Below are 26123 nucleotides of genomic sequence, written 5' to 3'. Positions count from 1 at the left end.
TCGTCGTGCCGCGACGACCGGCGGGCCCTCGCCATGGGGTGGCACAAACTGCCATCACGGCAGAAGCTGCCAGTCGGCTCGCGTTCACCGGGATGTCGATGTGTGCACACAGCATCCGCCTCATGAAGAACCTCACCCGCACCGCTGTCGCCCTCGCGGTCACCGCGCTCGCCGCCTCCGCCACGGCCGTCCCGGCCACCGCCCACAGCTCCCACCACGCAAGCGCCCGCATCCCCTTCACCACGGCCACCGTGACCGCGGGCGACGACGGCTCGTACCGGATCGTCTGGACGGCGCCCGGGGTGCGGAAGGTCACCGTGAAGGCAGGCGGCAAGGTCGTCGCGAAGGGCGGGGCGAAGGGCGATGTCACCGTGCGCGGGCTGGCCGCCGCCGACCGCCAGTGGTTCGACCTGGTGCCCGAGCGCGGCGGCTCGCTGCACCTCGCGGACCGGCTGATCCGGCTCGACGGCGCGGTCAACTTCCGTGACGCCGGCGGCTACCGGACCAAGGACGGCCAGTGGGTGAGGATGGGTGAGGTCTACCGCTCCGACGCCCTGAACCACCTCAGCGACGCCGACGTGGCCAAGCTGGAGCGGCTCGGCATCCGGGCGGTGTTCGACCTGCGGATGCAGTCCGAGCGCACCGCCGACCCCGACCGTGTCCCGGCCGGCGCGACGTACACCGTGGCCGACGTCATCGGCGCGTCCGGCACCTTCACGACCATGCCCGAGTCCGAGGCCGAAGCGGTCGCGATGATGGTCGAGGGCGAGAAGGTCTTCGTCAGCGCGGACTCGGCGCGTACGGCGTACAGCGCGGTGTACGCCGGTGTGGCCGACGAGTCGCGGCACGGGGTCCTGTACCACTGCACGGCCGGCAAGGACCGTACGGGCTGGTCCAGCGCGGCCCTGCTCACGGCGCTCGGCGTGCCGCGGGAGACGGTCATGGCCGACTACCTGGCCAGCAACACCTACCGGGCCGCGGCCAACGAGGCGGTCCTGTCCTCGCTGCCCGCCGCCCAGGCCAAGATCTACAAGCCGCTGCTGGACGTCCGCCCCGAGTACCTGAACTCCGGCTACGACGAGGTCCGGGAGGAGTACGGCTCCTTCGACTCCTACCTGCGCGAGGGCCTCGGCATCGACGCCCGCGACCTGCGCGAGCTGAAGTCGGAGCTGCTGGTCGGCTAACCGGGACCGGGGCGTCGGCGGGCGCTGGGCAGGCCGAAGAGGTACGTGGTGGCGAATCCGACCAGGTACCCCGTCAGCAGGCCGCCCGCGTAGATCCCCGCCGTCCACCACAGGCCGCCGCTCCCCGCGAGCAGGGGGAACAGGGCCCAGCCCGACGGTCCGATCGCCGTCGAGCCCACCGAGTCCCCGAGCATCGCGAAGCCGCCCACGAACGCGCCGCCGGCCGCCCCGCCCACGCACGCCGTGAGGAAGGGGCGGCCCAGGCGCAGGGACACGCCGTAGATCAGCGGCTCGCCCACGCCCAGCAGGCCCGCCGGGAGCGCCGACCTGATCGTGGTCCGCAGGGAGGTGTCGTGGCGCAGGCGGACGTACACCGCCAGCGCCGCGCCCACCTGCCCCGCGCCCGCCATCGCCAGGATCGGCAGCAGGACCGTGTGGCCCTGTTGTTCGATCAGCGTGGTGTGGATGGGGATCAGGGCCTGGTGCAGGCCCAGCATCACGAGCGGGAGGAACAGGCCGCCCAGCACCAGGCCCGCCAGCGCGCCGGTCGTCGACAGGAGCCAGTTCGCGGCCGTGCCGATGGCCGTGGAGATCTCGCCGGCCGCGTACATGAGGCCGTAGAGCGTGGTCAGGCCCGCCAGCAGCACCGTCAGCGTGGGGGTCAGCAGGACGTCGAGGGTCCCCGGCAGTCTGCTGCGGCACGCCTTCTCCACGTACGTCCCCAGCAGCGCCGCCGCCAGCGCGCCCAGCACGCCTCCCTGGCCGGGGGCGAGGGTCATGCCGAACGCCGTCACCTTCGCCACCCCGGGGTAGACCACGACCGCCGCCACCGCCCCGCCCAGCACCGGCGTTCCGCCGAACTCCTTCGCGGTGTTCCAGCCGACGAACACCGCGATCAGGGACATGAAGGCGCCGGCCAGGACCGACAGGGCCGGGGTGAGGGCCGGCAGCAGGCCCAGGTTCAGCAGCAGGCCGTTCAGGCCCGCCAGGATCCCGCAGCCGATCAGCGCGGGGATCAGCGGCACGAAGACGTTCGCCACCCGCCGCAGCGCCAGCTTCACCGGGGTCGCGTTCCGCTCCTGCTGTGCCCCCTTCCGGCGGAGCGCCTCGAACTCCGCCGTCACCCGCGCCACCACCCCCGGCCCCAGCACGATCTGGCAGGTGTCGTCCTCCACCACCCCGAGGACCCCGGGCACCGCCCTCAGCGCCTCCTCGTCGACCAGGGAGCGGTCGGCCAGGCCCAGGCGCAGGCGGGTCATGCAGTGGGCGACGGAGGTGACGTTCGAGGGGCCGCCCACCAGGGGGAGGATCGCGGCCGCGGTGGTGTCGTACGAGGTGGTCACCACCCGAGACTGGGGTTCAGCCGCCCGCCGCCGCCAGCGCGGCACGCAGATGGCCGCCGGACTCCTCCAGAAGGCGGGCGGCCGTCTTGCCGTCCACCTCCGCCAGCAGGACCAGGACGGCGTTCTTCACCTCTCCGTCGGTCGCCGCCAGCGCCCGCTCGATCTCCTCCTCGTCCGCGCCCGTCGCCAGCGCGACGATCCGGCGCGAGCGGGCGCGCAGCTTGTCGTTGGAGGCGCGTACGTCGACCATCAGGTTCCCGTACGTCTTGCCCAGCCGGATCATCGTGATCGTCGAGATCATGTTGAGCACGAGCTTCTGTGCCGTGCCGGACTTCAGCCGGGTGGAGCCGGTGAGCAGCTCCGGGCCCACGACGATCTCGATGCCGTGGTCGGCGGCGGCCGCGAGGGCGCTGTCCGCGTTGCAGGACAGGCCCACCGTCAGGGCGCCGAGGGCTCGGGCGTGTTCGACCGCGCCGATCGCGTACGGGGTGCGGCCGGAGGCCGAGACGCCGACCACCGTGTCGAGGGGCGTGAGTGCGAGGGCGTCCAGGTCGGCGCGGGCCAGCTCCTTGGAGTCCTCGGCGCCCTCCACCGAGGTCACCATGGCCTCGGGGCCGCCCGCGATCAGGCCGACGACCTGGGTCGGGTCGGTGTTGAAGGTGGGCGGGCACTCGGAGGCGTCGAGGACGCCCAGCCGGCCCGCGGTGCCCGCGCCCGCGTAGACCAGCCGTCCGCCGCGCGCCATCCGGTCCGCCACGGCGTCGATGGCGGCGGCGATCTCGGGGAGCCGCGCGGCGACCGCGGCGGGCACGGAGGTGTCCTCGCCGTTCATCAGGCGGGCGATGTCGAGGGTGGGCAGCCGGTCGATGTCGGCGAGTTCGGGGCGGAAGGCCTCGGTGGTGAGGGACTCCAACTCGGCGCGCAGCTCACGGGGGTTGGATGCAGAGGTCATGGGCTCTTTCCACGTACGGGAACTGGTGGGGTCGACCGATGGCCGCGCGGCCCGCCCTAGCGCCGGTGCCGGTGGGCCAGTGCCTCGTAGGAGGCCGCGAGCGCGGGCGCCGCGGTCTCGTAGGTCCGCTGCGCGACCCCCACGAACAGACAGTCGACGACCAGCAGTTGACTGGTCCGGGAGGACATGGCGGCGGGGCGCAGCTCGCTCTCGCGGGCCGTGGAGGTCGTCAGTACGTGGTCGGCGTACTGGGCGACCGGGCCGTCGGGGCGCCCGGTGATCGCCACGGTCGTGGCGCCGTGCTCGAAGGCCACCCGCAGCGGCTCGATCACGTCCCCGGTCGAACCGGAGTGCGTGATGGCGATCGCCACGTCACCGCCGCGCAGCTGGACCGCGTTGGTCACGGCGAGGTGCGGGTCGCTGTGCGCGTGGGCTATCAGCCCTATGCGCAGCAGCTTCTGGGTGAGGTCCTGGGCGACGAGGCCGCTCGCCCCCACGCCGTAGACGTCGATCCGCCGGGCCGCGGCGGCCGCCGTGACCGCCGCGCCGAGCTGGACGGTGTCGAGTCCGGCGGCGGTGTCGGCGAGGGTCTGCTGCTCGTCGTAGGCGAGTTTGGCGACGACGTCGGCGATCGGGTCGTCGACCGCGATGTCCGTGGTGATCGAGGGCGCCTGCCCGGACTGCTGCTGGGCGGCGAGTCCGGCGAGGGCGAGCCGCAGGTCGCGGTAGCCGGGGTAGCCCAGCAGCCGGGCCGTCCGGACGACCGTGGCCTCGCTCGTACCCGTGAGTTCCGCGAGGCCGGTGACGGTGAGGGCGGCGCAGCCGGCGGGGTCGCTCGCGACGGCCTCGGCGACCCGCTGCATGGAGCGCGTCATCGACGGGGCCAGTGTGCGGACTTTCGCGGCGAGAGCACCGCCGAAAATTTCCTTCACTTCCTGGGGCACATGTGAAAGATATTTTCGGTGCCGGGCCGAGGTCAAGAGCGCGCACAATGGCAGCATGGAGTCGATCGGTCCGCTTGAACAGGCCCTGCACGCCGCCCGCGCGCTCGTACTCGCCGATCTGGTCGCGGGCCAGGTCGCCGAGGCGGACGTGGTCTCGCTGGTCGAGGACTCCGTCACCCAGCGCCGCTGGTGGGTGGAGCAGTGGCCGGACGGTGCCGAGTTCGTCGCCGGACTGGTCGCGCAGGACGTCCAGGACGCCCTGCTGGAGCGGTACGGACGCTGGCCGCTGTGCCCGGTGTGCGGGACCGGCGATCCGCACGCGCTGGACGTGGAACCGGAACTCGGGCCCGATCCGCAGTGGGTGTGCCACAAGGCGGGAGTGAGGGTGGCCTCGGTCGGCTCACTGGGGTCGTGCTCGGGCGGGCCCGCGGCGCCGTGACGGTCTACATCGACCCGCCGACCTGGCCCGGTCACGGCCGGATGTGGTCCCACATGGTCAGCGATGTCTCCTACGCCGAGCTGCACGCGTTCGCGGAACGGCTCGGCGTACCCAGGCGCGCGTTCGAACGGGACCACTACGACATACCGTCGCACCGGTACGCGGACGTGGTGGCCGCGGGAGCCGTCGAGGTGAGCAGCCGGGAGGTCGTGCGGTTGCTGAACGGCTCGGGCCTGCGCAGGCCGAAGGGCAGAGCCTAGGCGGTACGGAGGTACACCTGGAGCGGGCCGTTCGCCTCTCTGCGCTCTCCCATCGCCCGCTCCTCCTCCAGCGTGGCCCGGGTGAACCCCGCCCGTGTCACCACCCCCTGCGACGGCAGGTTGGCCTCGTCTATCGTCGCCAGCAGGGTGTGTACGTCGTCCCTGGCCAGCGCCCATTCCGACAGGGCCCGGAGCGCCTCCGTGGCGTAGCCGTTGCCGCGGGCCGACTCCGCGAGGTCGTAGCCGATCTCGACGCGGCCCTCCTCGTCCGGGGCGCCGTGGAAGCCGAGGGCGCCGACGGCACGGTCGTCCTCGTGCCGGACCAGGACGAAGACGCTGAAGTCCGGCCGGTGCACGCCCGCTTCGTACGCCTTGAGCAGCATCCCGGAGGCCTCGCGGGTGCCCTCGAACGGGCCGCCCCCGACCCAGGTGAAGCCTCCGTCGCCGCCGGCGGCGAGGTCGGCGGCGACCGCGGGGGTCACGCTCTCCAGGGTGAGCCGCTCGGCGGGGACGACGAGGTTGTTGACCCAGTGCCAGTCGGTGACGGGCGGGCGGCCCGGCAGCTCACCGCGGCCGGTGGCCCACAGCAGGGTGCTCCACGGGGTGGGCCCCGGCTGGACCTGCGGCAGGAGCCGGGTGAGCGCGAACTCGGCCAGTTCGGCGGACGGTTCGTAGGTCAGACCCAGGGCCTCGGCGATGTCGTACGTGTGCAGCAGCACCTCGCCGACGCCCAGGGCGGCGAAGCCCTCGGGGTTGGCGGTGCCGTAGGGGCAGGGGTGCGGGGCGCGCAGGTGGCGGGGGGTGGTGTCGACCGTGGCGGTGAGCAACGCGCCGGTCATCTCGATGATGTGGAGCAGCCCTTCGTTGCCCGTGCTCTCGTCGGGGGTGATCTGGAAGGGGACGTGCCGGGTGCGGCCCCGGGCCGCCAGACGGCCGGCGTAGACGATGAGGTCGTAGGCGATGTGGACGGCTGCCTCGCGGCACGTCCAGGTCGAGCGCGCGGCCTTGACCGCGTCCCAGTCCTGCCCGGCCGCCGTCCGCAGCAGGGCCACCGAGCCCGCCACCGCTTCCTGTACGCGTTCCCCGCCCCTGTGTTCCATGGGGGCAGGCTATGCGGACGGCGCGGAGGGGAGCGACAGCATTTCCAGTTCGGAGGCGAGGTTGTAACGCGCGGTGGCCTCCCACTTCTCCTGCCCGTACGGCGTCCTGAACAGCCGTGGCAGATCGAGGAGCTGGCGCAGGACCGCGGACCGGCCCGCGCGGAAGGCGTCGCCCGGCACGAAGTGGTACTCCTCGCGGACCGCGGCCGTGTAGGCGGCGTACGCGGTGGGCGGCGCCGCCAGTATCGCGAGGTCGGCGTCGCACAGCACCTGGCCGTCGGGGTCGTCGTCGGCGGGGTCGTGCGTGACGGTGAGCCGGACCAGGCGGGCGACCTGTCCGGCCCGCGGCTCCGGGACCCCGGCCTCGGCCAGGGCGCGTTCGGCGAGCCGCGCGGACCGCTCCTCGTTCTCGGAACGGTCCGGGTGGTAGACGGCATCGTGGAACCAGGCGGCGAGACGCACCACGTCCGCGTCGGCGGCGTACTCCGCCAGGACGTCGACCTGGTCGAGGACCGCCGTCAGATGGTCGACGGTGTGGTACCGCCGCTGCGGCTCCTGCCAGCGGGCGAGCAGGTTCTCGGCGTACACCGCCGCCTCGGGCCCGCCGCCGGGGCCGCGGACCGCGTCGAGGGCGTGAACGAAACGGGAGCGCAGAGCGTCGAGATCGGCCATGCGCCCATTCTCCGGCTCACCCCCCGTCCTCCGCACCGGGAATCGCCCGGGCCCGCAGCTCTCCGAACACCGCCTCCAGCGCGTCGATCTCGTCGTCCGTGAAGTGGTCGTCGATGATCCCGCGGTTGTTGAACAGGCTGTTCTCGTACAGCTCGCGGATCCCGACGAGCCCGTTCGCCGCCACGTACCGGACCATCAGCCCGACCAGGTCGACCTGGACCGCGGTCAGGCCGGGGGCGGCGAGGAAGCCGGCGAAGACCGCCTGTGCCGCGCTCCGGTCCAGGCCGCCGATCCGGCGCAGGAAGACCCCGAGCCCGCCGTCGGCCGCCCGCTGCTGCTCCAGGTCCTCGGCGGAGGCGACCCCCTCGGCGAGGAAGGCCTTCTCCAGGGCGGCCAGGTCCGCGGCCGTGACCTGCTCGTTCCGCCACAGCCTGCGCACCGGCTCCTGCTCGCGGTGGCCCTGGAGATAGGCGCGCGCCTTCTGCTTGAACCGCTCCTCGTCCGTGCCGACGGGCAGGCCCCTGAGCTCGATCTCCGACAGGTCCCCGTGGTCCTCCGCTATGTCCGTGAAGACGATCCTCCGGCCGGCCGGAGTGTCGATCAGGTGCGCGAGTCCGCGCAGCCGCCGCCGGACGTGCTCCAGCATCGGGACCGTCACGTCCTGCCACCACGCCTCGTCGGCGACCGCCTCCAGCAGGGCCGCCCGGTCCCGGACGTCCGGGATGTTCCGCTTGCCGAGGAGGACCTCGGCCAGTTCCCGGAGCCGGGCGCGCAGCCGGCCGTAGTCGGGGCCGCCCTCCAGGGCCGCCAGCTGGAGGCGGTAGGCGAGCAGGTCGAAGCGCTTGGCCTCCTCGCTCTTGTCCTCGCCCTCGGGCCAGTAGTCGGAGGGCAGGCCGAGGACGTCCTCGGCCAGGGCGTGGGCCGCGTCGTCGTCGACGCGGTGCCAGGCGGCGAAGTCCCCGCCGAACTCCTCGACATGGCGGCGGTGCGGCCGTACGAGGAAGTTGTCCAGGTTCATGCCCCGCACGGTCCGGTGCAGCCGGTGGGCCGCCGCCCAGCGCAGCGCGGCCTCGGTGTCGACGGCGTCCGGGCCGCCGTCCTGCGCCGGGTCGGGGGTGTGCCGGCGGTCCAGCGCGCGCAGCAGGTCGAGCTGGCGCAGGCGGAGCTTCTCGGTGAGCGAGGGCGCCCGCCGGGCCTGGGCGCGGTCCAGCTCCTGGTTGAAGAACTCGGCGTTCCCGCACAGGTCGAAGACGTGGAAGCCGTCCTTGTCCCGGCCGGGACCGTAGACGTCCGGGCACAGCCGGGTGCCGCGGCCGATCATCTGCCAGAACTTGGTGCGCGAGTACACCGGCTTGAACAGGACGAGGTTCAGCACCTCGGGCACGTCGATGCCGGTGTCCAGCATGTCGACGGAGATCGCGATGTCCGGCGCCTTGGCCGGGTCGGAGAAGTCGTCGATGAGCTGCTGGGGGTTCTTCTCCCGGTAGGTGATGACCCGGGCGTCGCGCCCGGCGCCCCGCGGGTAGTGGAGGTTGAAGCGCTCCTCGATGAACAGCGCGTGCTGGTTGTTCTTCGCGAAGACGATCGTCTTGCCGAGCCGGTCCCCGCCCTCCACGCGCAGTCCGTGCCGCATCAGCACCTCCAGCGCCTTGTCGACGGTGGGGGCGTTGAACAGGAAGCGGTTGACCTCGTCGGCGGAGACCTCGTCCGGGACCTGGCCGTCCTCGGTCCACTCCAGGTTGTCCCAGGCCTCCCGCTGCTCCTCGGTGAGGTCGTCGTAGCGGAAGCCGCGGCGCAGCGAGTCGAAGGGCACGTCCACGACGTGCGGCTTCACCAGGAAGCCGTCCGTGGCCGCCTGGTCGAGGCTGTAGGAGTCGGTGGGGACGCCGTCGATCAGCTGGAACAGCTGGTAGGTGTTGTGGTCGACGTCGTCCTTGGGCGTCGCCGTCAGGCCCAGCAGGAGGCTGTCGAAGTACTCGAAGAGCTCGCCGTACTTGTCGTAGACCGAGCGGTGCGCCTCGTCGATGACGACCAGGTCGAAGAAGCCGGGCCCGAAGCGGCGGCGGCCGTCCTCGGTCAGCTCGTCGACGGCGTTCATCATCGTCGGGTACGTCGAGACGTAGATGTGCGCGTCGGTCTTCTTCTCGGTGAGGAGGTTGACCGTCACGCTGTTCGGCAGATGCTCCTTGAACGCCCGCACGGCCTGGGTGACCAGCGCCTGGCGGTCGGCGAGGAAGAGGACGCGGCGCGCCCAGCCCGCCCGCTGGAGGAGTTCGACCAGGGCCACGGTGGTACGGGTCTTGCCCGTGCCGGTCGCCATGACGAGCAGGGCCCGCCGGCGGCGCTCCCGCTCGAAGCTCTCGCCGACGCGCTGGATGGCAGCGCGCTGGTAGTCGCGGCCCGCGATGCCGTCGTTGACGTTGGAGGACTTCAGGGCGAGCCGGCCGGCCCGCTGGCGGATCAGCCAGTGCAGCTCGTCCTTGGTGCGGAAGCCCCGCACCCGGCGCGGCGGATAGCCGTTGCCCTCGTCCCACAGATACGTCTCGTAGCCGTTGGTGCAGAAGATCACCGGCCGCAGGCCGTACGCGGCCTCCAGCGCGTCGGCGTAGAGCTGGGCCTGCTGCCGTCCCGCGCGGGCGTCGACGCGGGTGCGCTTGGCCTCCACGACGGCGAGGGGCCGGTCGTCGTCGCCCCACAGGACGTAGTCCACGTATCCCTTGCCGGACGTGCCGAGGACGCCCGGCTCGCCCTGGACCGGGAACTCCCGGTCGCGCTCCTCGGCGAGATCCCAGCCCGCCTCCTTCAGCAGCAGGTCGATGAACAGGTCGCGGGTGGCGGCCTCGTCGTAGTCGTGGGTGTCGGGCCGGGCCTCGTTGGCCTTGCGCAACTCGGTCACGCGAGCCCGCAGCCGGGCCACCTCCGAGGCCAGCCGTACGCCCTTGGCGCGCTCCTCGGCCAGCTCCTCGGCCTGGGCGTCCCAGCGTGCCTGGTCCTCCTCGGCCTGCTTCTTCAGCTCGGCCTGGCGGCGCAGCCGGACCTCGGCGGGCACCGGGCGCGGGATGCGCGCGCTGTCGAACGAGAGGCCCGCGGCCGGAGCGGCCTCGGGGGTGGGGGCGTAGGTACGGGCGAACCAGTAGAGGACGTGGAACAGTTCGGCGACCGTCCGCACCGCGTCCCTCGCCTGCACCGGCGCCGGGCGGTGCACGGCGTGGTTGCCCTGGCGCCGGACGAGGTCCATCTTCGCGCTGAGAGCGGGGGTGACCAGATTCCGCAGGCTCGGCTCGTTGAGCAGCGCGCTCAGCTCGTTGCGGTACGGCGCACGCAGCGCCGCGTCGTGGTCGTACATCCAGTGCACGGCGAGCTCGAGCACCCGGCGGGCATAGAAGCAGGAGGTGCGCGGGTCGGCGTGGGCGAGGCGCTCGGCGCGGCGGGCCTCGTCGTAGAGGGCGGGCCACTCCTCGCGCAGGAAGCCGAAGTTGCTCGGCGGCTGCCCGAGGTTGCGGGCGGCGGCGACACTCCTGGCCTCTTCCGGGCTACGGCTTTCCCCGGCGCCGGAGGCTTCCCCCGTGCGCTTCTCCTCCCGGCTGTTTCCGTCGTCGACCATGGCGGAGCCGTCCCCCCTGTGTGTGACTGGACCGAGCGGTGTGACTAAGCGGCGTCGGGCTCCCAGAGGCTGCCCGTGAAGGCGCGCTGCCGGAGCGAGAGGAAGAGCTCGTCGAGGTCGGCGAGGTGGGTTTCCTGCTCGGCCTTCAGCGCCCGGACCGCCGAGACGCGGCGGGCGAACTCCCGCTGCCGCTCCGGGTCCGGGAGGAGCACCTGGAGGTTGGCCAGGCCCTGCGCGTCCAGCCGGGTCGTGCCGTGGGCGGCCTGGGAGACCTGCTGCAGCGCGTGGCCCCGCTGGGCCCGCAGACAGTGCGCGAGGAACTGGGCGTCCAGCTCGGCCTTCGGCAGCAGGGCCTTGAGGTCCTGGTTGATGGTGGCCGGCACCCGCAGCACGCACACCGGGAAGCTGTGCGCGAGGATCATTCCGCGCACGACGATGGCCACGGTGTCGGCGGGCAGCAGCTTGAGCGTGGTGGTCTTCGGCACCTCGGCGCTGATCGTGTCCTCGGAGCGGAAGAGGTCCGGCTGCTTCAGGTCCTTGGCGCTGAACCAGGGGACGTCCCCCTGCCAGTTCGCCGGGTTCGCCTTCGACGGGGTGCCGCCGCTGTAGGCGGCGCAGGCCTCGGTGAGGGGGACCTGGTCCAGGCCCCGCGGGTTGGCCACCGGGTCGCCGAACATGTCGAGGAAGACCGACTCGGTGAGATCGTCGAGGAGTTCGATCGCCCGGCGCCGCTTGACGCGCAGGGCGTCGGCCTGGTCCAGGGCGGCGGCGATGCGCCGCTGTTCCGCCAGCGGCGGCTTGACCACCGTGACGTCCTTCAGGAACTTGAAGTGGCGGGAGTACCCGGCATTCGGGATCCGCACCGAAGTCAGATACCAGTACAGGTACTTCGGATCGAAGCCCGGGCGCGGCGACAGCACCTTGACGCCGTCGGCGCCCATGGCGAACGGGAAGTCCACGAACTTGAGGTTGCGGGTGTGGTCCCCGAAGACGATGACCGGCGCCGCGCTCCGGTGCGCGAGCGCGGTGTCGCCGACGTAGCCCGCGATCAGCCCCTGCCCCTGATCGACGACCGCCAGTTCCCCCGCGGTCGCGTACTTAGACTTCGGGACCTTGGTGTTCCCCGACGAGACGTCCGCCACGGCCTCCAGGAAGGAAACGCTCTCCCAGGTCACTTGCCCAGCATCTCCCTCAGCTTCGCCGTCCCCGCCTCGATCTCCTTGTCCAGCCGCTCCAGCTCGTCCAGGATCTCCAGCGGCGGCCGGGTCACCAGCTCCTCGTGGACGACCTGCTTGTAGCGGTTCAGGGAGAGGTCGTAGTCCTGCGCGGCGATCTCGGACTTCGGGACGCAGAAGCTCTGTTCCGTGCGGGCGCGGGCGCGCTCGTCGGTGGTGCGGCGCTTCCAGCGGGCCAGGATGTCCGGGAGGTTGTTCTTCGCGTGCTCCTCGGCCGTCAGGTCGGCGGCGCGCACTCCCAAGCGGTCCTCGGGCAGCTGCGGGGTCCGCTTGTCGTCGAGGCTGAAGCCGTCCGCGCGGACGTCGTAGAACCAGACGTCGTCGGTGCCGCCGGAGTCCGTCTTCGTGAAGAAGAGGATGGCGGTGGAGACTCCGGCGTACGGCTTGAACACCCCGGAGGGGAGTTTGACCACGGCGTCGAGCTTCTGGTCCTCCACCAGGATCCGGCGCATCTCCTTGTGCGCCTTGGACGGGCCGAACAGCACACCGTCCGGGACGATCACCGCGGCCCGGCCGCCCGGCCTGAGCAGCTTGAGGAAGAGCGCCAGGAACAGCAGCTCGGTCTTCTTCGTCCGGACGACCTTCAGCAGTTCGTCGGAGGTCGTCTCGAAGTCGAGGCTGCCGGCGAACGGCGGGTTGGCGAGGATCAGCGAATAGCGGTCGGTCTCCTCGCCCGCGCTCTGCGACAGCGAGTCGCGGTAGCGGATGTCCGGGCTCGCGACATCGTGCTGGAGCATGTTCATCGAGCCGATGCGGAGCATGGTCGAGTCGAAGTCGAAGCCGTGGAACATGCTGCTGTTGAAGTGCTGCTGGTGGTCGGCCTCGACCAGGTCGTCCCGGTGCACCCGCTGGACGTACTCGGAGGCGCCGACCAGGAAGCCGGCCGTGCCGCAGGCGGGGTCGCAGATCTCGTCGCGCGGGTTCGGCTCGGTCATCTCGACCATCAGCTGGATGATGTGCCGAGGCGTGCGGAACTGGCCGTTCTGCCCAGCCGTCGCGATCTTGCCGAGCATGTACTCGTACAGATCGCCCTTGGTGTCCTTGTCGTGCATCGGGATGCCCTCCAGGAGGAGGACGACCTTGGACAGCAGGTTGGGCGTGGGGATCGTGAAGCGGGCGTCCTTCATGTGGTGCGAGTACGTGGAGTGCTCGCCGCCGAGCGCGCGCAGGTAGGGGAAGACCTCGTCCGCGACGGTGGCGAACATCTTCGCCGGCTCGGCGTTCTTGAAGTTCTGCCAGCGCAGGTCCTGCTGCTTCGGTCCGAAGAACGGGCTGGTGTCCTCGAAGCCGCGGCGGGCCATCCGGTCCTTGACGGTCTGGAGCTCGTCGAGGCGGCGGACGAAGAGCAGATAGGTGATCTGCTCCATGACCTCCAGCGGGTTGGAGATCCCACCCGACCAGAACGCGTCCCAGACGCGGTCCACCTTGCTCTTCAGCTCGCCCGTAATCACACGAAGGATCCTACGGCCCACCACTGACAACGAAGCCCGGTGCGCCCGGCCGGGGCGCCCCCTAGCGTGGGGCCCATGACTGAGAAGTGGGTACGGGATCCGGAGCTGCCCGGACGACTGCTGACCGTGGAACGGGACGCGCTGGTACCGCTGCTGAGGGGCCGGTCCGAGGATGACTTCGCGACGGCGGTCGGGGCCTGCCCCGGCTGGTCGGTGCGGGATGTGCTGGCGCACTGCTCGGCCGCGCTGACGCGCGTGGTGGAGAGCCGGTTCGAGGAGGGGGTGTTCTCGCCCGCGTCCAACGACCGGGACATCGCCGAGCGGGCCGGGTGGCCGGCCGCGCGGATCGTGGACGAGCTGGAGCGCGGGATGAGCGATGCCGGTCCGCTGATGGCGAAGGCGGGCGGGGCGCTGGACAAGATCGCGCTCGGCGAGTGGGTGCACGCCGGGGACGTACGGGAGGCGTGGGGCGAGCCCGAGGCGTACGCGGGGGCGGGTCTTCCGCACGCCCTGTCGCTGCTGGCCTGGGTGACCCACTCCCGCGGCCACCTGGCGCTCCAGGCGGACCTGGACGACGTGGACGAGCCGCTGAAGCTGGGCGCGGACTCCGGGGAGCGGACGCCGGCGCGGTTCATCGGCGACGCGGCGACTCTCGTACGGCTGTACTCGGGGCGACCGCTGGACGGGGCGGCGTACGAGCTGGCCGGGGCGGACGAAGGGGAACTCAACATCTTCGGGTGAGCGCGTGGGGGTGATCGGTGGGTGTGGCAGGCGTAGTCTTGGAGCAGAATTGGACTAGACCTGTAGCACCTGTAGTCGACGAATGGGGCCCCATGAGTGAGCGTGCAGTCCTGGAGGTGATCGCCCTCGACGCCGAGGACGCGGTGGCCGCCCAGGCCGGAGGCGCGGACCGTCTCGAACTGGTCACCGAGATCGCGGCCGACGGGCTGACTCCGTCGGCCGCGACCGTGGCGCGGATCCGGGCCGCCGTCGACATTCCGGTGCGGGTGATGGTGCGGCTGGCGGACGGGTTCGCGGCGGGGGACGTCGACCGGCTGGTCGGCGTTGCCGAGGAGATGCGCGGTGTCGGGGCGACGGAGTTCGTGCTCGGGTTCCTCGACGCGCACGGGGGTGTCGACCTGGACGCGGTGGAGCGGGTGGCCGGGGCGCTGGAAGGCTGCCGGTGGACGTTCCACCGGGCGATCGACCGCGCGGCGGACCGGGACGCGCTGCGCAAGGCGCTGGACGGCGTGCCCGGCCTGGACACCTACCTGACGGCAGGCTCGGCGGCGGGCGTCGACGAGGGCCTCCCGACCCTGCTCGCGGAGGCGGCACGGTCGGGAGAGCCGGGCTACGAACAACGGCTGCTGGTCGGCGGAGGCCTGCGCCTGGAACACGTCCCGTACCTGCTCTCCGCCGGCATCGACGCCTTCCACATCGGCGGAGCGGCGAGGCCTTCCGGCTGGGAGGCCCCGGTGTCCGAGTCGGCGGTGGCGCAGTGGCGGCGGGTGCTGGACGGCGAGTGACCCTGCGGCCGGGGTGGGAGGCGCCCTACGTCAGCTGGGGCGGCAGCGGGGCCGCGTGGGTCACGATCAGGCCCGACACCGCTCGGGTCAGGGTGACGTACAGGCGGCGCAGGCCGGTGCGCTCGTCGGGTTCGCCGTCCACCACCGCCTGGGGTTCGTCCAGGACCACGTAGTCGTACTCCAGGCCCTTCGCCAGCGACGCGGGGACCAGGGTGAGGCGGGTCTCCGCCGTGGTCTCCTCGCCGGGCGAGAGGTGCGACAGACCCGCCGCGCTCAGCGCCTCCGCCAGTTCCGGCACGCGCGCGTCCGCCGCGATCAGGCCCGTGGAGCCCTCGTTGCGCAGCAGCTCCTCGCACGCCGCCACCACCTCCGCCGTACCGCCCACCGGCCGCACCTCGAAGAACCCCGGGTTCTCCCGGACCGAGGCCACCGGTGTCAGGCCCGGAGCGATGTGCGGGAGCAGCCGGGAGGCGTACGTGATCACGTCCGTCGGGACGCGGAAGCCCGCCGTCAGCTCCTCCACCACCCCGTCGGCCTTGCCCAGGTGCGCCAGCGCCTCCGCCCAACTCCGCGTCGCCCACGGCGTCGTACCCTGCGCGAGATCCCCCAGCACCGTCGCCGACCCCGTCGTACAGCGCCGCCCCACCGCCCGGTACTGCATCGGCGACAGATCCTGCGCCTCGTCCAGCACCACATGCCCCAGCGAGTGCGTCCGCCGGACCAGGTCCGTCGCCTCGTCGATCAGCACCGCGTCCGCCGCCGACCACTTCGCCGACTTCACCGACCGCACGGGCCGCGCCCACAGGATCGTCTTGCGCTCGTCCTCGTCGAGCACGCCGTCCGCGTGCTCTGCCAGGAACTCCTCGTCCGTCAGCAGCCGCAGCACCAGCTTCGCCGGTTCGACCGCCGGCCAGATCGCCTTCACCGCCGCCTTCACCGCCGTGTTCCGCGCCACCGCGTCCTGCACCCGGTCGTCCGGCGCCTCCCCGGACCGCTCCATCTGCACCAGCACCGCGTGCGCGATCCGCTGCGGAAGAGCCTCCCGGGCGGCGCCGTAACGGATCTCCCGGTCCAGCAACTCCCGGACGATCTCCTCCAGTTCGTACGCCGGCACCCGCCAGCGCCGCGACCCGCGCACCACCACGACCGCCTCCGTCGGAAGCGTCACATGCGAGTACAGCGCCCGCCGCAACACCTCCGCCATCCGCGCGTCGCCCTTCACCAGCGCCGCCGCCGCGTCGTCCGTGCCGCGCACCTCCACCGCCTGCCCGACCAGGTCGTCGACGGTGGCCTGCCGCACCGCCAGCTCGCCCAGCGCAGGCAGGACCTGCTCGATGTAGTGCAGGAAGGACCGGTTCGGCCCGATGACCAGCGTCCCGGTACGGGCGAGCCGCTCGCGGTGCGCGTACAGCAGATACGCCACCCGGTGCAGGCCCACCGCCGTCTTCCCGGTCCCCGGACCTCCCTGCACGCACACCGTGCCGCCGAGCCCGGACCGTACGATCTCGTCCTGCTCGGGCTGGATCGTGGCGACGATGTCCCGCATCGGGCCCACGCGCGGGCGCTCGATCTCCTGCTGGAGCAGCTTGCTCGTCCGCGCCGCCTCCGCCGGGTCCGACAGGTGCTCGTCCTCGTACGCGGTCAGGTCACCGCCCGTGTAGCCGAAGCGGCGGCGCAGCGCCACGTCCATCGGGTCCTTCTTGGACGCCCGGTAGAACGGCTGCGAGACCGGCGCCCGCCAGTCGATCACCATCGGGTCGCCGACCGCGTCGTGCACATGCCGGCGGCCGATGTAGAACTGCTCGCCCTCGGCGCCCTCGGAGCGGTCCGCGCCGGGCGCGTGCAGGTAGTCGAGGCGGCCGAAGAAGAGGGGCGTGTCGCTGAGGTCGGCCAGCGCCTTGATCCGGTCGTCGATCTGGCGGGCGAGCACCTCGGCGTTGACCCAGTTCGCGGTGACGTCCTTGATGTCGAGGGCCTCGACGTCCTCGCGCATGGCGCGCAGCGCGGCACGGGAGGAGGCGAGGTGGGAACGCTCGCGGGAGAGGGGGTCGTCGGTGGACGTGGACATGGGGGTGCCTCCGGGGGCCTGAAAAGTGCGGACGCTGCGAGATGCCGTCCGGTTTCCGGCCGGACGGCGGCACTCCGGGGAGGGAGGCGGGCAAGAGCGGAGATTCTAGGTGAACGGGAGAAGAGGAAGCGAATGGTTTTGTCGTCCCCTAGGGGACGAGCCCCTCCTCCCCGGGGGGTACGGGTCGGCCCACAGACGTACGAGACCCCTCCGGCGATTCGCCCGGCGGACCGACGCCCTCCTTACCCCCCGCGAGCAACCATGGAGACATGAGTGCAGCAACCATCACCCCAGCCCCCGGCCGCCCCCCGGCGTCCGGAGCCAGTCCGGTGCTCGGCAGCCACCACCACCGCCTCGGCGACGCCCTGCGAGCCGTGAAGGTCTTCGCGGGCGCCGCCTTCGACGTGATCATCCTCGGCGAGTACGGCGAGGAAGCGGGCGTCCGCCGCAAGTGAGCCCAGCGGCTCAGCTCTCCGCGAGGAGCTCGTCCGCGTCGACGATCCGGTACGCGTAGCCCTGTTCCGCCAGGAAGCGCTGGCGGTGGGCGGCGAAGTCCTGGTCGATCGTGTCCCGGGCGACGACGGAGTAGAAGTGGGCCTGGTGGCCGTCGGCCTTCGGGCGCAGGACCCGGCCGAGGCGCTGCGCCTCCTCCTGCCGGGAGCCGAAGGTGCCCGAGACCTGGATGGCGACCGTCGCCTCCGGCAGGTCGATGGAGAAGTTGGCGACCTTGGACACGACCAGCACGCTGATCTCGCCCTCGCGGAAGGCGTCGAAGAGCTTCTCGCGCTGGGCGTTGGAGGTCTCGCCCTTGATGACGGGGGCGTTCAGGTGCTCGCCCAGTTCGTCGAGCTGGTCGATGTACTGGCCGATCACCAGGATCTGCTGGCCCGCGAAACGCCGTACCAGCGCCTCGGTCACCTTGCGCTTGGTCGCGGTCGTCGCGCAGAAGCGGTACTTCTCCTCCTGCTCGGCGGTGGCGTACGCGAGCCGCTCGGAGTCGGTGAGGTTCACCCGCACCTCGACGCAGTCCGCGGGCGCGATGTAGCCCTGCGCCTCGATCTCCTTCCAGGGAGCGTCGAACCGCTTGGGGCCGATGAGCGAGAAGACGTCCGACTCGCGGCCGTCCTCACGGACCAGGGTCGCCGTCAGGCCCAGGCGGCGGCGGGCCTGGAGGTCGGCGGTGAACTTGAAGACCGGCGCGGGAAGCAGATGCACCTCGTCGTAGACGATCAGACCCCAGTCCCGGGAGTCGAACAGCTCCAGGTGCGGGTAGACGCCCTTCCGCTTGGTCGTCAGCACCTGGTACGTGGCGATCGTGACGGGCCGGATCTCCTTCCGCGTCCCGCTGTACTCGCCGATCTCGTCCTCGGTCAGCGAGGTCCGCTTCACCAGCTCGTGCTTCCACTGCCGGGCGGAGACGGTGTTGGTGACGAGGATCAGCGTCGTGGACTTCGCCTGCGCCATCGACCCGGCGCCGACGAGGGTCTTGCCGGCTCCGCAGGGCAGCACCACGACCCCGCTGCCGCCGTGCCAGAAGTTCTCCACGGCCTGCTTCTGGTAGGGCCGAAGCGCCCAGCCGTCCTCGGCCAGCTCGATCGGGTGCGCCTCGCCGTCGACGTACCCGGCGAGATCCTCGGCCGGCCAGCCCAGCTTCAGCAGCGTCTGCTTGATCTGCCCGCGCTCGGAGGGGTGGACCACGACGGTGTCCGGGTCGATCCGGGCGCCGACGAGGGGAGCGATCCGCTTGGAGCGCAGCACCTCCTCCAGCACCGGCCGGTCGGTGGTCGTGAGCACCAGACCGTGCGCGGGGTGCTTGCTGAGCGTCAGCCTGCCGTACCGGTCCATGGTCTCGGCGACGTCGACGAGCAGCGCGTGCGGCACCGGGTACCGGCTGTACTGCACGAGCGCGTCCACGACCTGCTCGGCGTCATGCCCGGCGGCGCGCGCGTTCCACAGCCCGAGCGGGGTCACCCGGTAGGTGTGGATGTGCTCCGGCGCCCGCTCCAGCTCCGCGAACGGCGCGATGGCCCGACGGCACGCGTCGGCCTGCTCGTGGTCGACTTCCAGGAGCAGGGTCTTGTCGGACTGGACGATCAGCGGTCCGTTCACGTACGCATCCCTCCGGACTGGTCCAAACCTCCAGTGTGCCTGACGGGCGGACGATCAAGGGGGCCGTCTCAGTCCTCCGCCAGCTCGGCCACTCCCGTCACCCGGTGCAGGGGGTAGGTGCGGACCTCGTCCGCCGTGTGGTCGTACGCCGTGACGAAGCCGCCCTCGACGCGGATGGGGGCGATGACCCGCTGGCTGGCGGCGCCCTCGGCGTTGACGTAGCCGATCCAGAGGGCGTCGCCGGTCAGGACGGCGGCCTGCATGGTGGCCAGGGTCTCGGCGGAGCTGGTGCGGGGGAGTTCGCCGCCCGCGAGCGGGGCTTGCTTGCGGGGCGTCGTGGAGGCCATGTCGCCCGCCCTGATCGCGCGGATCGCCGCCGACAGCAGGGTCGCGTCCGGCACCGGGGGTCCGTCCGGCACCGGCTCGGGGGCCGAGCGCGGCGGGGTGCGGTGGGCCAGGGCCCGGGTGACCAGGACGTCGCCCTCGGCGGACTCGGCGGCCGGGGCGAAGCCCATCGCGCGCAGCCCGTCCAGCAGGCCCGCCGGATCGGCCTGGGCGGCCAGGACCGTCGGGGCGAGGCGGCGCAGGCGCAGACCGGCGGCCCGCTTGTCGGCGAGGATCTCGTTCAGCACGGCGTCGTCGTCGCAGCGGACGTAGGCGGAGGCCGCGCCCACCCGGAGATGCCCGTGCTTGCGGGCCACGTCGTCGATCAGGTACGTCAGCGGCTGCGGCACCGGCGTGCGGGAGTGGGCCGCGAGGAAGGCGTGCAGGTCGGAGGCGGCCTGGCCGGAGTCCAGGGCGCGGCGGACCGAGCCGGGCGTGAAGCGGTACACCGTCGCCCCGCCCTTGGACTCCACGTCCGCGAGGATCCCGAGCATGTCGGCCAGCGGGCGCTCCAGCGGGCCGGGGGCGACCGCGGTCAGGTCCGCCTGGAGCAGCACGTGGTCCAGGGGCTCGGGCAGCAGCGGGGCGAGGAGCCGGGCGGCCGCGGCGGAGGCGGTGGCCTGTTCCGGTGCGGACAGGGTGACCGTCGCGCGGTGGTGGACGGGGAGCTTGTCGCCCGGTCCGACGGGTTCCTGGCGCTGCTTGTGCTCCGGCAGGCCGAGCAGCGCACGGCCGTGGGCCGACAGGGCGCCGCGGCCGGTGACGCCGAGCCGCTCGGCCTCCGCCAGCGTCCACTCGGCGAGCTGTCCGCGCGGGTCGTCGTCCTGCTGCGAGCCGCGCAGCGGGCGTTCCCAGCGCAGCCGGGCCAGCACCGACTCGGTGCTCGGGGCGGCGCCCTCGGGCAGCCCGGCGAGCAGGGCCAGCACCCGGTGCCGTACCTCGGGGGCGGCGGAGCGGTCCAGACCCGGGCCGAGGGTGGAGAGGGTACGGTCCTTGGCGTCCCGGCCACCGACCAGGCCCGCGGTCCGGGTCGCCGCCAGCCATGCCTGGGCCAGCTGGACCCAGCGCAGGTCCGGAGCCATCTCCAGCCACTCGTCGTAGGCGGGGGTCGCGGCGTACCGCTCATCGGCCTCGCCGTCGGAGGCGAGCAGGCCCGCCGCGTAGGCGAGCTCGACCCAGAACGCGGCGACCGGCTCGGCGACGTCCAGGGCGACCGCGGTGCGCTTGAGGTCGCGGACGCTGAGACCACCCGCCCGCAGCACCGCGGGACCGCCCTCGTGCCAGTCCTTCAGCAGCTCCTCCACGGTCGCGAGCGCGGTGTACGCCTGCCCGGCCGCCGTCGTGTCCACAACCTGTGGACGGTGCGTGGCGGCGGCCTCCACGGCGGGCGGCAGCGGCTCGGTCGCGCGGTGCGCGTGGCCGCCGCGCAGGTGCAGGGCCACTTCGCGCGGGAGTACGACGGTCCCCGGCGCCGTCGGCAGCAGCAGCCCGCGGTCCAGCAGCCAGCGCAGGCGGGGCGCCGGATCGGCGGTGACCTGGCCGTACGGCGGGCCCCAGACCAGGCGGGACAGGATGTCGAGCGACTCGGCGGGGGCGTCGGCGAGCAGGGCCGCCATCCGCTTGCGGTCGGTGAAGAGCCCGCCGAGCGCGGTCACCGCGGAGACCGCGTCGTGGGTGGACGGCAGCCCGGCGGTGGTGACGATCTCCTGGATACGGCCCGGCGACATGCCCGCGGTGGCCTCCCGTACGGACGGGCCGAGGCCGGTCGGGGACGGGTGCTGCGGGGTGGGGGTGAGCAGCTCGCGGGCGGTGCGCACGAGGCGGAGCCGGTCGTTGTCGCCCCAGACGAGGGCCTGCTCGCGCAGGAGGGCGACGGCCCGGGGGAGGGCGCCCTCGACGGCGGGGTCGCCGTCGTCGCCGGCCATCAGGGCGAGGAGTTCGTCGTAGGGGGCGGGGTCCGCGGCGACGGCGAGCGCCTCGGCGGTCTGCAGCGCGAAACGGTCGAGCCGCTCCAGCGCGCGGACGACGGAGGCGCGTGTTCCGGCCCTGGTCGCGAGCTGGGTGAGGTCCGTGGGGACGGGGGTGATGAGGTCGGGGCGGGCGCGCAGGAGTACGGCCAGGGAGGCGTCGTCCCGCGCGCGGAGCGCTTCCGCGAGGGAACGGGGCGAGGATGCCGGGTCGCTCATCCGACTCACGTTAGCGGGTCGTCTCCCGCGAGTGCGGGGTTCCCGTCCCTGGGGGCTGCGCCCCCAGACCCCGTCGGCCCCGAAAGGGCCTCGTCCTCAGACGCCGGACGGGCTGGAACGGCTCGGCCTGCAATATGGTGACCCCCGGAGGGACTTCGTGGGGATTGAGAGCGATCAGGTCGTCTTTGAGTATCTGAGCCGGGTCGGTGACGTGGCTCAGCAGCGGCAGTTGCCGTCCGGTACGCGGATGCGGCTGGTCTCCGAGCTGCGCAACGAGATCGACCGGCGCCGCGCCAAGGCTCCCGTCGACAGCCCCGCCGCCGTCCGCCGGATCATCGCCCGGCTCGGCACCCCCGACGAAGTCGTCACCGCCGCCGGCGGCAGCGGCGCTACCCCGCGGACGCCGACCGCCGCCGTCCCGCTGCAGCGGCGGAGCGGCGAGGAGCCCCTGGCCGACGCTCCCTCCCCGCCGCACCTCGCCAGAGCGGAGGAACTGGGCGACAGTGCCGTCCAGCCCGACTGGTGGCGGGTGGACTCCACCCCGTTCGGGGCCGGTGAGGCGGTCCCCGGGTTCGTCGGGGGCGTCGAGATCCCCGAGCTGCTCAAGCCCCCGCCGCCGAGGAATCCGCAGCAGCCGAGGAAGGGCACTCCCGAGGATCCCGCCGCCGCGGAAGCCGGGGAGGAAGCCGGGGAAGGGGAGCCCGTCGAGCAAGCCGTCGCTCCCCGGCGGCGCTTCCCACGGCTCCGCCTTTCCGGCAAGACCGCGAAGGCCGGGCAGGCCGGTCAGACCGGCAAGAAGTGGTCCAACCCCCTCCTCCTGCTGGCCGCCGCGCTCCTCCTCGCCGGTGCCGTCATCGGCAACCTCCTCGTCCTGGTCCTCGGCTGGCTCCTCGCCTACGGATCGCGCCGGCTCACCGACGCCGAGAAGAAGGGCGCCGTCGTCGTGCTGCCCGGGCTCGCGGTCACCGCCGGTGTGGTGTGGCTGTGGGGCCGTACCGAAGGCCGCTGGGGCGAGCCGATCACCGACGGGCAGATGAACCAGGCGCTGCAGGAGACGTGGCCGTGGGTCGTGCGCGGCGCCGCCGTCGCCTCCGCGCTGTACCTGGTCTGGCGGTCCCAGAGGCGGAAGTAGGGCTGTCGTACCGGACGGGCACAATGGCCCATATGGCCTCCACACCCCGGTTCACCGTCGGCTTCGACCTCGACATGACCCTCATCGACTCCCGCCCCGGCATCCACGCCTGCTGGACCGCCCTCGCCGAGCGCACCGGGACCCATGTCGACGCCGACCTCGCGATCACCCGGCTCGGGCCGCCGCTGGAGGAGGAGATAGCCAACTGGTTCCCGGCGGAGCGGGTCAGGGAGATCGCCCAGATGTACCGGGCGATGTACCCGGACCTCGCCGTCGGGGCCACCCCCGCCCTCCCCGGCGCCGCCGAGGCCATCGCGGCCGTACGAGCCGCCGGCGGCCGCGCGATCGTCGTCACCGCCAAGTACGAGCCCAACGCCAAGCTGCACCTCGACCACCTCGGTATGGAGCCGGACGCGGTGATCGGCGACCTGTGGGCCGAGCGCAAGGCGGAGGCCCTGCGCGAGCACGGCGCCGCCGTCTACGTCGGCGACCACCTCGGCGACATCCGCGGCGCCCGCACGGCGGAGGCGCTGGCCGTCGCCGTGGCCACCGGACCCTACGGCGAAGAGGCATTGCGCGAGTACGGCGCCGACGTCGTGCTGCCCGACCTCACGCACTTCCCGGCGTGGCTGACGGACTACTGGCCCGCCCGCGCCTGACGGCGTCCCGCGCTGATCGACTGGAACACGCCCACGCCCGCGATCAGGAATCCGACGCCCATGAGCATGCTCAATCCGAACATGTACGTCGGAAATGGCGTCGTTCCGAGCAGCAGCGGGGCCACCGTGACCACTGTGGCCACGGCACCGATGATGAACACGACCCCTCCGACTCGGATCAGTCGGTCACCGGGCGCGGCGGAATTCGTTTGGGTTTTGTCACGCACCGGACCAGGGTAGTTCCCTGCCCGAAGGAACAACCGGGGGACGTCTTGTCACCCGCCGGAAGACCATTAGCCTTGGTACCGGCGGGTCGAGGTCGACCCGCCCGAGTGCTATCAAGAGCCGTTTTCCGAAGCAGTTTTCCGACGAGTACGAGGACGAGGACAGACGTGCCTACCGGCAAGGTCAAGTGGTTCAACAGCGAGAAGGGCTTCGGCTTTCTCTCCCGCGACGACGGCGGTGACGTCTTCGTCCATTCCTCGGTCCTCCCCGCCGGAGTCGAGGCCCTCAAGCCGGGCCAGCGAGTGGAGTTCGGGGTCGTCGCCGGTCAGCGCGGCGACCAGGCCCTCTCCGTGGTGATCCTCGACCCGACCCCCTCGGTCGCGGCGGCACAGCGCAAGAAGCCCGACGAGCTGGCCTCGATCGTGCAGGACCTGACGACCCTGCTGGAGAACATCACGCCGATGCTGGAGAAGGGCCGTTACCCCGACAAGGCCTCCGGCAAGAAGATCGCCGGCCTGCTGCGGGCGGTCGCCGACCAGCTCGACGTGTAGCCGGCATCACAGGAATTTCGAGCGCGTCCGGGCCGAGGGCCGGCAACAGTCCCTCGGCCGCCGCACGCGTCAGGGGAAGGCGAGCGCCTCGGGCTTGAGGGCTGGAACCAGTCCTTCAGCCGCGGCCCGTGTGAGCAGACCCCTGACCGCCGCGTAGCCGTCATCGCCGAGGCCGGCCGTGAACTCGTTGACGTACAGGCCGATGTGCTGGTCGGCGACGGCCGGGTCCATCTCCTGGGCGTGCTCCATGACGTACGGGCGGGAGACCTCCGGGTCGTCCCAGGCGGCCAGCACCGAGGCGCGGACCGACTCCGCGAGCCGGGTCAGCGTCCCGGCGCCCAGCGACCGCTTCGCGATGATCGCGCCGAGCGGGATCGGCAGCCCGGTGGTGTGCTCCCAGTGCTCGCCCATGTCGGCGAGATTGTGCAGACCGTAGTTCTGGTACGTGAACCGCGCCTCGTGGATGACGAGCCCCGCGTCGACCTTCCCGTCCCGCACGGCCGGCATGATCTCGTGGAACGGCATGACGACGATCTCGCCCACCCCGCCCTTCAGGGTGTCCGCGGCCCACAGCCGGAACAGCAGATACGCCGTCGACCGCTCGCTCGGCACCGCGACCGTGCGGCCCGTGAGGTCGAGCCCCGGCTCCCGGGTCAGCACCAGCGGCCCGCAGCCCCGGCCCAGCGCGCCCCCGCAGGGCAGCAGCGCGTACTGGTCCAGGACGTACGGCAGCACGGCGTACGACACCTTCAGCACGTCGAACTCGCCGCGCTCCGCCATGCCGTTGGTGACGTCGATGTCCGCGAAGGTGACGTCCAGCCCGGGCGCGCCGGGGATCCGGCCGTGGGCGAGGGCGTCGAAGACGAAGGTGTCGTTCGGGCAGGGGGAGTACGCGATCTGCAGGCTCATGCCGACTTCCAACTCTCCAGTACGGGGGTGAGCTTCCCGAAGCCCTCGGTGAGGGCCCGAAGCGCCTCGGGGATCCGCCAGGCGGCCCGGTCGCGCGGGCCCACCGGGTTGGAGACGGCCCGGATCTCCAGCACGGGCACCCGGTGCGCCGCGGCCGCCTCGGCGACCCCGAAGCCCTCCATGGCCTCGGCGAGGGCGGTGGGGTGGCGGTCGCGCAGGGCGGTGGCGCGGGCGGCGGTGCCGGTGACCGTGGAGACGGTGAGCACCGCTCCGGTCAGGGCACCGGTCGCGGCCGCGGTCTCCCGTACGAGTGCTTCGGGCGGACGGTGGGTGACGGTGCCGAAGCCCAGCTCGGTGACCGGCAGGAAGCCCTCGGGCGTCTCGGCGCCCAGGTCGGCGGCGGTGATCTCGTCGGCGACGACGAGGGAGCCGACGGGGGCGTGCGGGGCGAAGCCGCCGCCGATCCCGGCGGAGATCACCAGGTCGTACCGGGAGCTCGCGAGGGCCGTGGCGGTGTGGGCGGCGGCGCGGGCCGGGCCGACCCCGACGGCCAGCACGTCACCCGGGAACCCGGTGAACGCGCGGGCCACCGCGTCCCGTTCGGCGGGGACGGCGGTGGCGACGAGGACGCGTACGGCAGGCGTGGTCAGTCGTCCTTCTTCAGCTTGAAGGACCACAGTCCGGTGACCTTCTGGCTCTGCTCCTTGCCGTCGCCCGCCTTGATGGAGACGAGGGTGGAGCTGCCCTGGGCGCCGTACTGGGCGTTGAAGAACACGCTGCCCGGGATCGTGCGGTAGGTCTTGTCGCTGTCCTCGGTGAGCGGCTGACCGTTCATCAGGATCGTCCAGCGCTTGTCGGCGATCTCCGGGTCGACACCGAAGCGGACGGTCTCGTCCGGGTCCACGGTGATCGACTTGATGTCGGTGTCCTTCAGGCACTTCGTCAGGTCCGCGCTCTTCAGGGTGTCGCCCTCGCCACCGCAGGTGGCCTCCTCGCTGACCGAGGACGAACCGACGGTGACGGTGGCCATCGGCGTCGGCTTGTCACAGGCCGACAGAACGAGCAGTCCGGCGGAAACGGCGCCGGCGGCGGCGACGGCGCGGCGGCGTCGCACAGCACGTGGTACATCAGCGGCTTCGCCGCGGGGCAGCGTGGTCATGGGCGAAGGCTATCGGGCGCGTCTCACGCTC

Annotated in this window: 24 protein-coding genes; 9 read left to right on the top strand and 15 right to left on the bottom strand. The window is 72.3% G+C overall.

All coding sequences use genetic code 11. The features are described from left to right. Window positions 1-122 precede the first annotated feature (122 nt). Window positions 123-1184 (top strand): tyrosine-protein phosphatase, encoded by a 1062-nt coding sequence (locus tag AC068Z_RS14665; RefSeq protein ID WP_478555020.1) that lies wholly within the window; start codon window positions 123-125, stop codon window positions 1182-1184. Here AC068Z_RS14665 and AC068Z_RS14660 read toward each other — a convergent pair. Genes AC068Z_RS14660 through AC068Z_RS14650 form a run of 3 tightly spaced genes read right to left on the bottom strand, consistent with a single transcriptional unit; the run spans window position 1181 to window position 4423 of the window. Further along, the gene (locus tag AC068Z_RS14660; protein WP_478555018.1) at window positions 1181-2527 is read right to left on the bottom strand and encodes a PTS transporter subunit EIIC; all 1347 of its coding nucleotides are present in this window, start codon (window positions 2525-2527) and stop codon (window positions 1181-1183) included. The genes AC068Z_RS14665 and AC068Z_RS14660 overlap by 4 nt on opposite strands. 16 nt (window positions 2528-2543) lie before the next feature. Then, window positions 2544-3479: an N-acetylmuramic acid 6-phosphate etherase gene (murQ, locus tag AC068Z_RS14655; protein WP_478555016.1), complete on the bottom strand. Its 936-nt coding sequence runs from the start codon at window positions 3477-3479 to the stop codon at window positions 2544-2546. Window positions 3480-3535: 56 nt separating this feature from the next. Continuing rightward, the gene (locus AC068Z_RS14650) at window positions 3536-4423 is read right to left on the bottom strand and encodes a MurR/RpiR family transcriptional regulator (protein ID WP_478555014.1); all 888 of its coding nucleotides are present in this window, start codon (window positions 4421-4423) and stop codon (window positions 3536-3538) included. Between the two features lie 55 nt (window positions 4424-4478). Between AC068Z_RS14650 and AC068Z_RS14645 the strand changes: the two genes are divergently transcribed. Further along, window positions 4479-4862 carry a hypothetical protein gene (locus AC068Z_RS14645; RefSeq protein ID WP_478555012.1) on the top strand — a complete coding sequence of 128 codons (384 nt, stop codon included), beginning with the start codon at window positions 4479-4481 and terminating at the stop codon, window positions 4860-4862. Next, complete coding sequence (locus AC068Z_RS14640) at window positions 4859-5122, top strand: DUF4031 domain-containing protein (protein WP_451719064.1); 264 nt, start codon at window positions 4859-4861, stop codon at window positions 5120-5122. Before AC068Z_RS14645 ends, AC068Z_RS14640 begins: the two co-directional genes overlap by 4 nt. On the opposite strand, the gene AC068Z_RS14635 is transcribed toward AC068Z_RS14640, so the two are convergent. Genes AC068Z_RS14635 through AC068Z_RS14615 form a run of 5 tightly spaced genes read right to left on the bottom strand, consistent with a single transcriptional unit; the run spans window position 5119 to window position 13184 of the window. Beyond that, complete coding sequence (locus tag AC068Z_RS14635) at window positions 5119-6222, bottom strand: GNAT family N-acetyltransferase (protein ID WP_478555010.1); 1104 nt, start codon at window positions 6220-6222, stop codon at window positions 5119-5121. The genes AC068Z_RS14640 and AC068Z_RS14635 overlap by 4 nt on opposite strands. Window positions 6223-6231: 9 nt before the next feature. Continuing rightward, window positions 6232-6894, bottom strand: coding sequence for an HD domain-containing protein (locus tag AC068Z_RS14630; protein ID WP_478555008.1), 663 nt, complete (start codon window positions 6892-6894; stop codon window positions 6232-6234). A 16-nt stretch (window positions 6895-6910) separates the two neighbouring features. Further along, window positions 6911-10498: a DEAD/DEAH box helicase family protein gene (locus tag AC068Z_RS14625; RefSeq protein WP_478555006.1), complete on the bottom strand. Its 3588-nt coding sequence runs from the start codon at window positions 10496-10498 to the stop codon at window positions 6911-6913. A 44-nt stretch (window positions 10499-10542) separates the two neighbouring features. After that, window positions 10543-11673: a restriction endonuclease subunit S gene (locus AC068Z_RS14620; protein ID WP_478555004.1), complete on the bottom strand. Its 1131-nt coding sequence runs from the start codon at window positions 11671-11673 to the stop codon at window positions 10543-10545. Then, complete coding sequence (locus tag AC068Z_RS14615) at window positions 11670-13184, bottom strand: type I restriction-modification system subunit M (protein WP_478555002.1); 1515 nt, start codon at window positions 13182-13184, stop codon at window positions 11670-11672. The genes AC068Z_RS14620 and AC068Z_RS14615 overlap by 4 nt, the downstream gene beginning before the upstream one ends. A gap of 75 nt (window positions 13185-13259) precedes the next feature. Here AC068Z_RS14615 and AC068Z_RS14610 point away from each other — a divergent pair, with 75 nt between their 5' ends. Next, window positions 13260-13925, top strand: a complete 666-nt coding sequence (locus AC068Z_RS14610; RefSeq protein ID WP_478555000.1) for a maleylpyruvate isomerase family mycothiol-dependent enzyme — start codon at window positions 13260-13262, stop codon at window positions 13923-13925. A 92-nt stretch (window positions 13926-14017) separates the two neighbouring features. After that, complete coding sequence (locus AC068Z_RS14605) at window positions 14018-14710, top strand: copper homeostasis protein CutC (protein ID WP_478554998.1); 693 nt, start codon at window positions 14018-14020, stop codon at window positions 14708-14710. A 25-nt stretch (window positions 14711-14735) separates the two neighbouring features. Here the strand turns inward: AC068Z_RS14605 and AC068Z_RS14600 are convergent, their stop codons facing one another. Further along, a complete protein-coding gene (locus tag AC068Z_RS14600; protein ID WP_478554996.1) occupies window positions 14736-16778 on the bottom strand; it encodes a HelD family protein in 2043 nt (680 codons plus the stop codon). A gap of 269 nt (window positions 16779-17047) precedes the next feature. Here AC068Z_RS14600 and AC068Z_RS14595 point away from each other — a divergent pair, with 269 nt between their 5' ends. Then, window positions 17048-17233, top strand: a complete 186-nt coding sequence (locus AC068Z_RS14595) for a hypothetical protein (RefSeq protein ID WP_478554994.1) — start codon at window positions 17048-17050, stop codon at window positions 17231-17233. 10 nt (window positions 17234-17243) lie between these two features. Here the strand turns inward: AC068Z_RS14595 and AC068Z_RS14590 are convergent, their stop codons facing one another. Further along, the gene (locus AC068Z_RS14590) at window positions 17244-18887 is read right to left on the bottom strand and encodes a DNA repair helicase XPB (protein ID WP_478554992.1); all 1644 of its coding nucleotides are present in this window, start codon (window positions 18885-18887) and stop codon (window positions 17244-17246) included. A 68-nt stretch (window positions 18888-18955) separates the two neighbouring features. Beyond that, a complete protein-coding gene (locus AC068Z_RS14585; protein WP_478554990.1) occupies window positions 18956-21457 on the bottom strand; it encodes a helicase-associated domain-containing protein in 2502 nt (833 codons plus the stop codon). Between the two features lie 157 nt (window positions 21458-21614). On the opposite strand from AC068Z_RS14585, the gene AC068Z_RS14580 reads away from it, so the two are divergent. Together AC068Z_RS14580 and AC068Z_RS14575 are read left to right on the top strand one after the other, a co-directional pair. Then, entirely contained in the window at window positions 21615-22589 is a 975-nt protein-coding gene (locus AC068Z_RS14580) for a hypothetical protein (RefSeq protein ID WP_478554988.1), read from the top strand. A 23-nt stretch (window positions 22590-22612) separates the two neighbouring features. After that, the gene (locus AC068Z_RS14575) at window positions 22613-23248 is read left to right on the top strand and encodes an HAD family hydrolase (RefSeq protein WP_478554986.1); all 636 of its coding nucleotides are present in this window, start codon (window positions 22613-22615) and stop codon (window positions 23246-23248) included. Here AC068Z_RS14575 and AC068Z_RS14570 read toward each other — a convergent pair. After that, window positions 23227-23475, bottom strand: coding sequence for a hypothetical protein (locus tag AC068Z_RS14570; protein WP_451719098.1), 249 nt, complete (start codon window positions 23473-23475; stop codon window positions 23227-23229). The two genes, AC068Z_RS14575 and AC068Z_RS14570, sit on opposite strands and share 22 nt — an antisense overlap. A 165-nt stretch (window positions 23476-23640) precedes the next feature. On the opposite strand from AC068Z_RS14570, the gene AC068Z_RS14565 reads away from it, so the two are divergent. Next, window positions 23641-24024, top strand: coding sequence for a cold-shock protein (locus AC068Z_RS14565; RefSeq protein ID WP_478554984.1), 384 nt, complete (start codon window positions 23641-23643; stop codon window positions 24022-24024). A gap of 69 nt (window positions 24025-24093) precedes the next feature. Here AC068Z_RS14565 and AC068Z_RS14560 read toward each other — a convergent pair whose 3' ends face one another. Genes AC068Z_RS14560 through AC068Z_RS14550 form a run of 3 tightly spaced genes read right to left on the bottom strand, consistent with a single transcriptional unit; the run spans window position 24094 to window position 26092 of the window. Next, on the bottom strand, window positions 24094-24933 hold the full coding sequence (locus tag AC068Z_RS14560; protein WP_478554982.1) for a 1,4-dihydroxy-6-naphthoate synthase: 840 nt from the start codon (window positions 24931-24933) through the stop codon (window positions 24094-24096). Beyond that, complete coding sequence (locus AC068Z_RS14555; protein WP_478554980.1) at window positions 24930-25610, bottom strand: futalosine hydrolase; 681 nt, start codon at window positions 25608-25610, stop codon at window positions 24930-24932. The genes AC068Z_RS14560 and AC068Z_RS14555 overlap by 4 nt, the downstream gene beginning before the upstream one ends. Next, entirely contained in the window at window positions 25580-26092 is a 513-nt protein-coding gene (locus AC068Z_RS14550) for a DUF2771 domain-containing protein (RefSeq protein WP_478554978.1), read from the bottom strand. The genes AC068Z_RS14555 and AC068Z_RS14550 overlap by 31 nt, the downstream gene beginning before the upstream one ends. Window positions 26093-26123 lie beyond the last annotated feature (31 nt).

This window comes from Streptomyces sp. NPDC043726, from assembly GCF_056436565.1.
Note: the sequence above shows the minus strand (reverse complement) of the source record. Positions and strands in the feature narration are given on the sequence as shown.

Coding starts and splice junctions, on each gene's coding strand:
- AC068Z_RS14665 (WP_478555020.1), top strand. CDS start 123: ATGAAGAACCTCACCCGCACCGCTGTCGCCCTCGCGGTCACCGCGCTC.
- murQ (WP_478555016.1), bottom strand. CDS start 3,479: ATGACCTCTGCATCCAACCCCCGTGAGCTGCGCGCCGAGTTGGAGTCC.
- AC068Z_RS14645 (WP_478555012.1), top strand. CDS start 4,479: ATGGAGTCGATCGGTCCGCTTGAACAGGCCCTGCACGCCGCCCGCGCG.
- AC068Z_RS14635 (WP_478555010.1), bottom strand. CDS start 6,222: ATGGAACACAGGGGCGGGGAACGCGTACAGGAAGCGGTGGCGGGCTCG.
- AC068Z_RS14630 (WP_478555008.1), bottom strand. CDS start 6,894: ATGGCCGATCTCGACGCTCTGCGCTCCCGTTTCGTTCACGCCCTCGAC.
- AC068Z_RS14625 (WP_478555006.1), bottom strand. CDS start 10,498: ATGGTCGACGACGGAAACAGCCGGGAGGAGAAGCGCACGGGGGAAGCC.
- AC068Z_RS14610 (WP_478555000.1), top strand. CDS start 13,260: ATGACTGAGAAGTGGGTACGGGATCCGGAGCTGCCCGGACGACTGCTG.
- AC068Z_RS14605 (WP_478554998.1), top strand. CDS start 14,018: ATGAGTGAGCGTGCAGTCCTGGAGGTGATCGCCCTCGACGCCGAGGAC.
- AC068Z_RS14600 (WP_478554996.1), bottom strand. CDS start 16,778: ATGTCCACGTCCACCGACGACCCCCTCTCCCGCGAGCGTTCCCACCTC.
- AC068Z_RS14595 (WP_478554994.1), top strand. CDS start 17,048: ATGAGTGCAGCAACCATCACCCCAGCCCCCGGCCGCCCCCCGGCGTCC.
- AC068Z_RS14585 (WP_478554990.1), bottom strand. CDS start 21,457: ATGAGCGACCCGGCATCCTCGCCCCGTTCCCTCGCGGAAGCGCTCCGC.
- AC068Z_RS14575 (WP_478554986.1), top strand. CDS start 22,613: ATGGCCCATATGGCCTCCACACCCCGGTTCACCGTCGGCTTCGACCTC.
- AC068Z_RS14560 (WP_478554982.1), bottom strand. CDS start 24,933: ATGAGCCTGCAGATCGCGTACTCCCCCTGCCCGAACGACACCTTCGTC.
- AC068Z_RS14550 (WP_478554978.1), bottom strand. CDS start 26,092: ATGACCACGCTGCCCCGCGGCGAAGCCGCTGATGTACCACGTGCTGTG.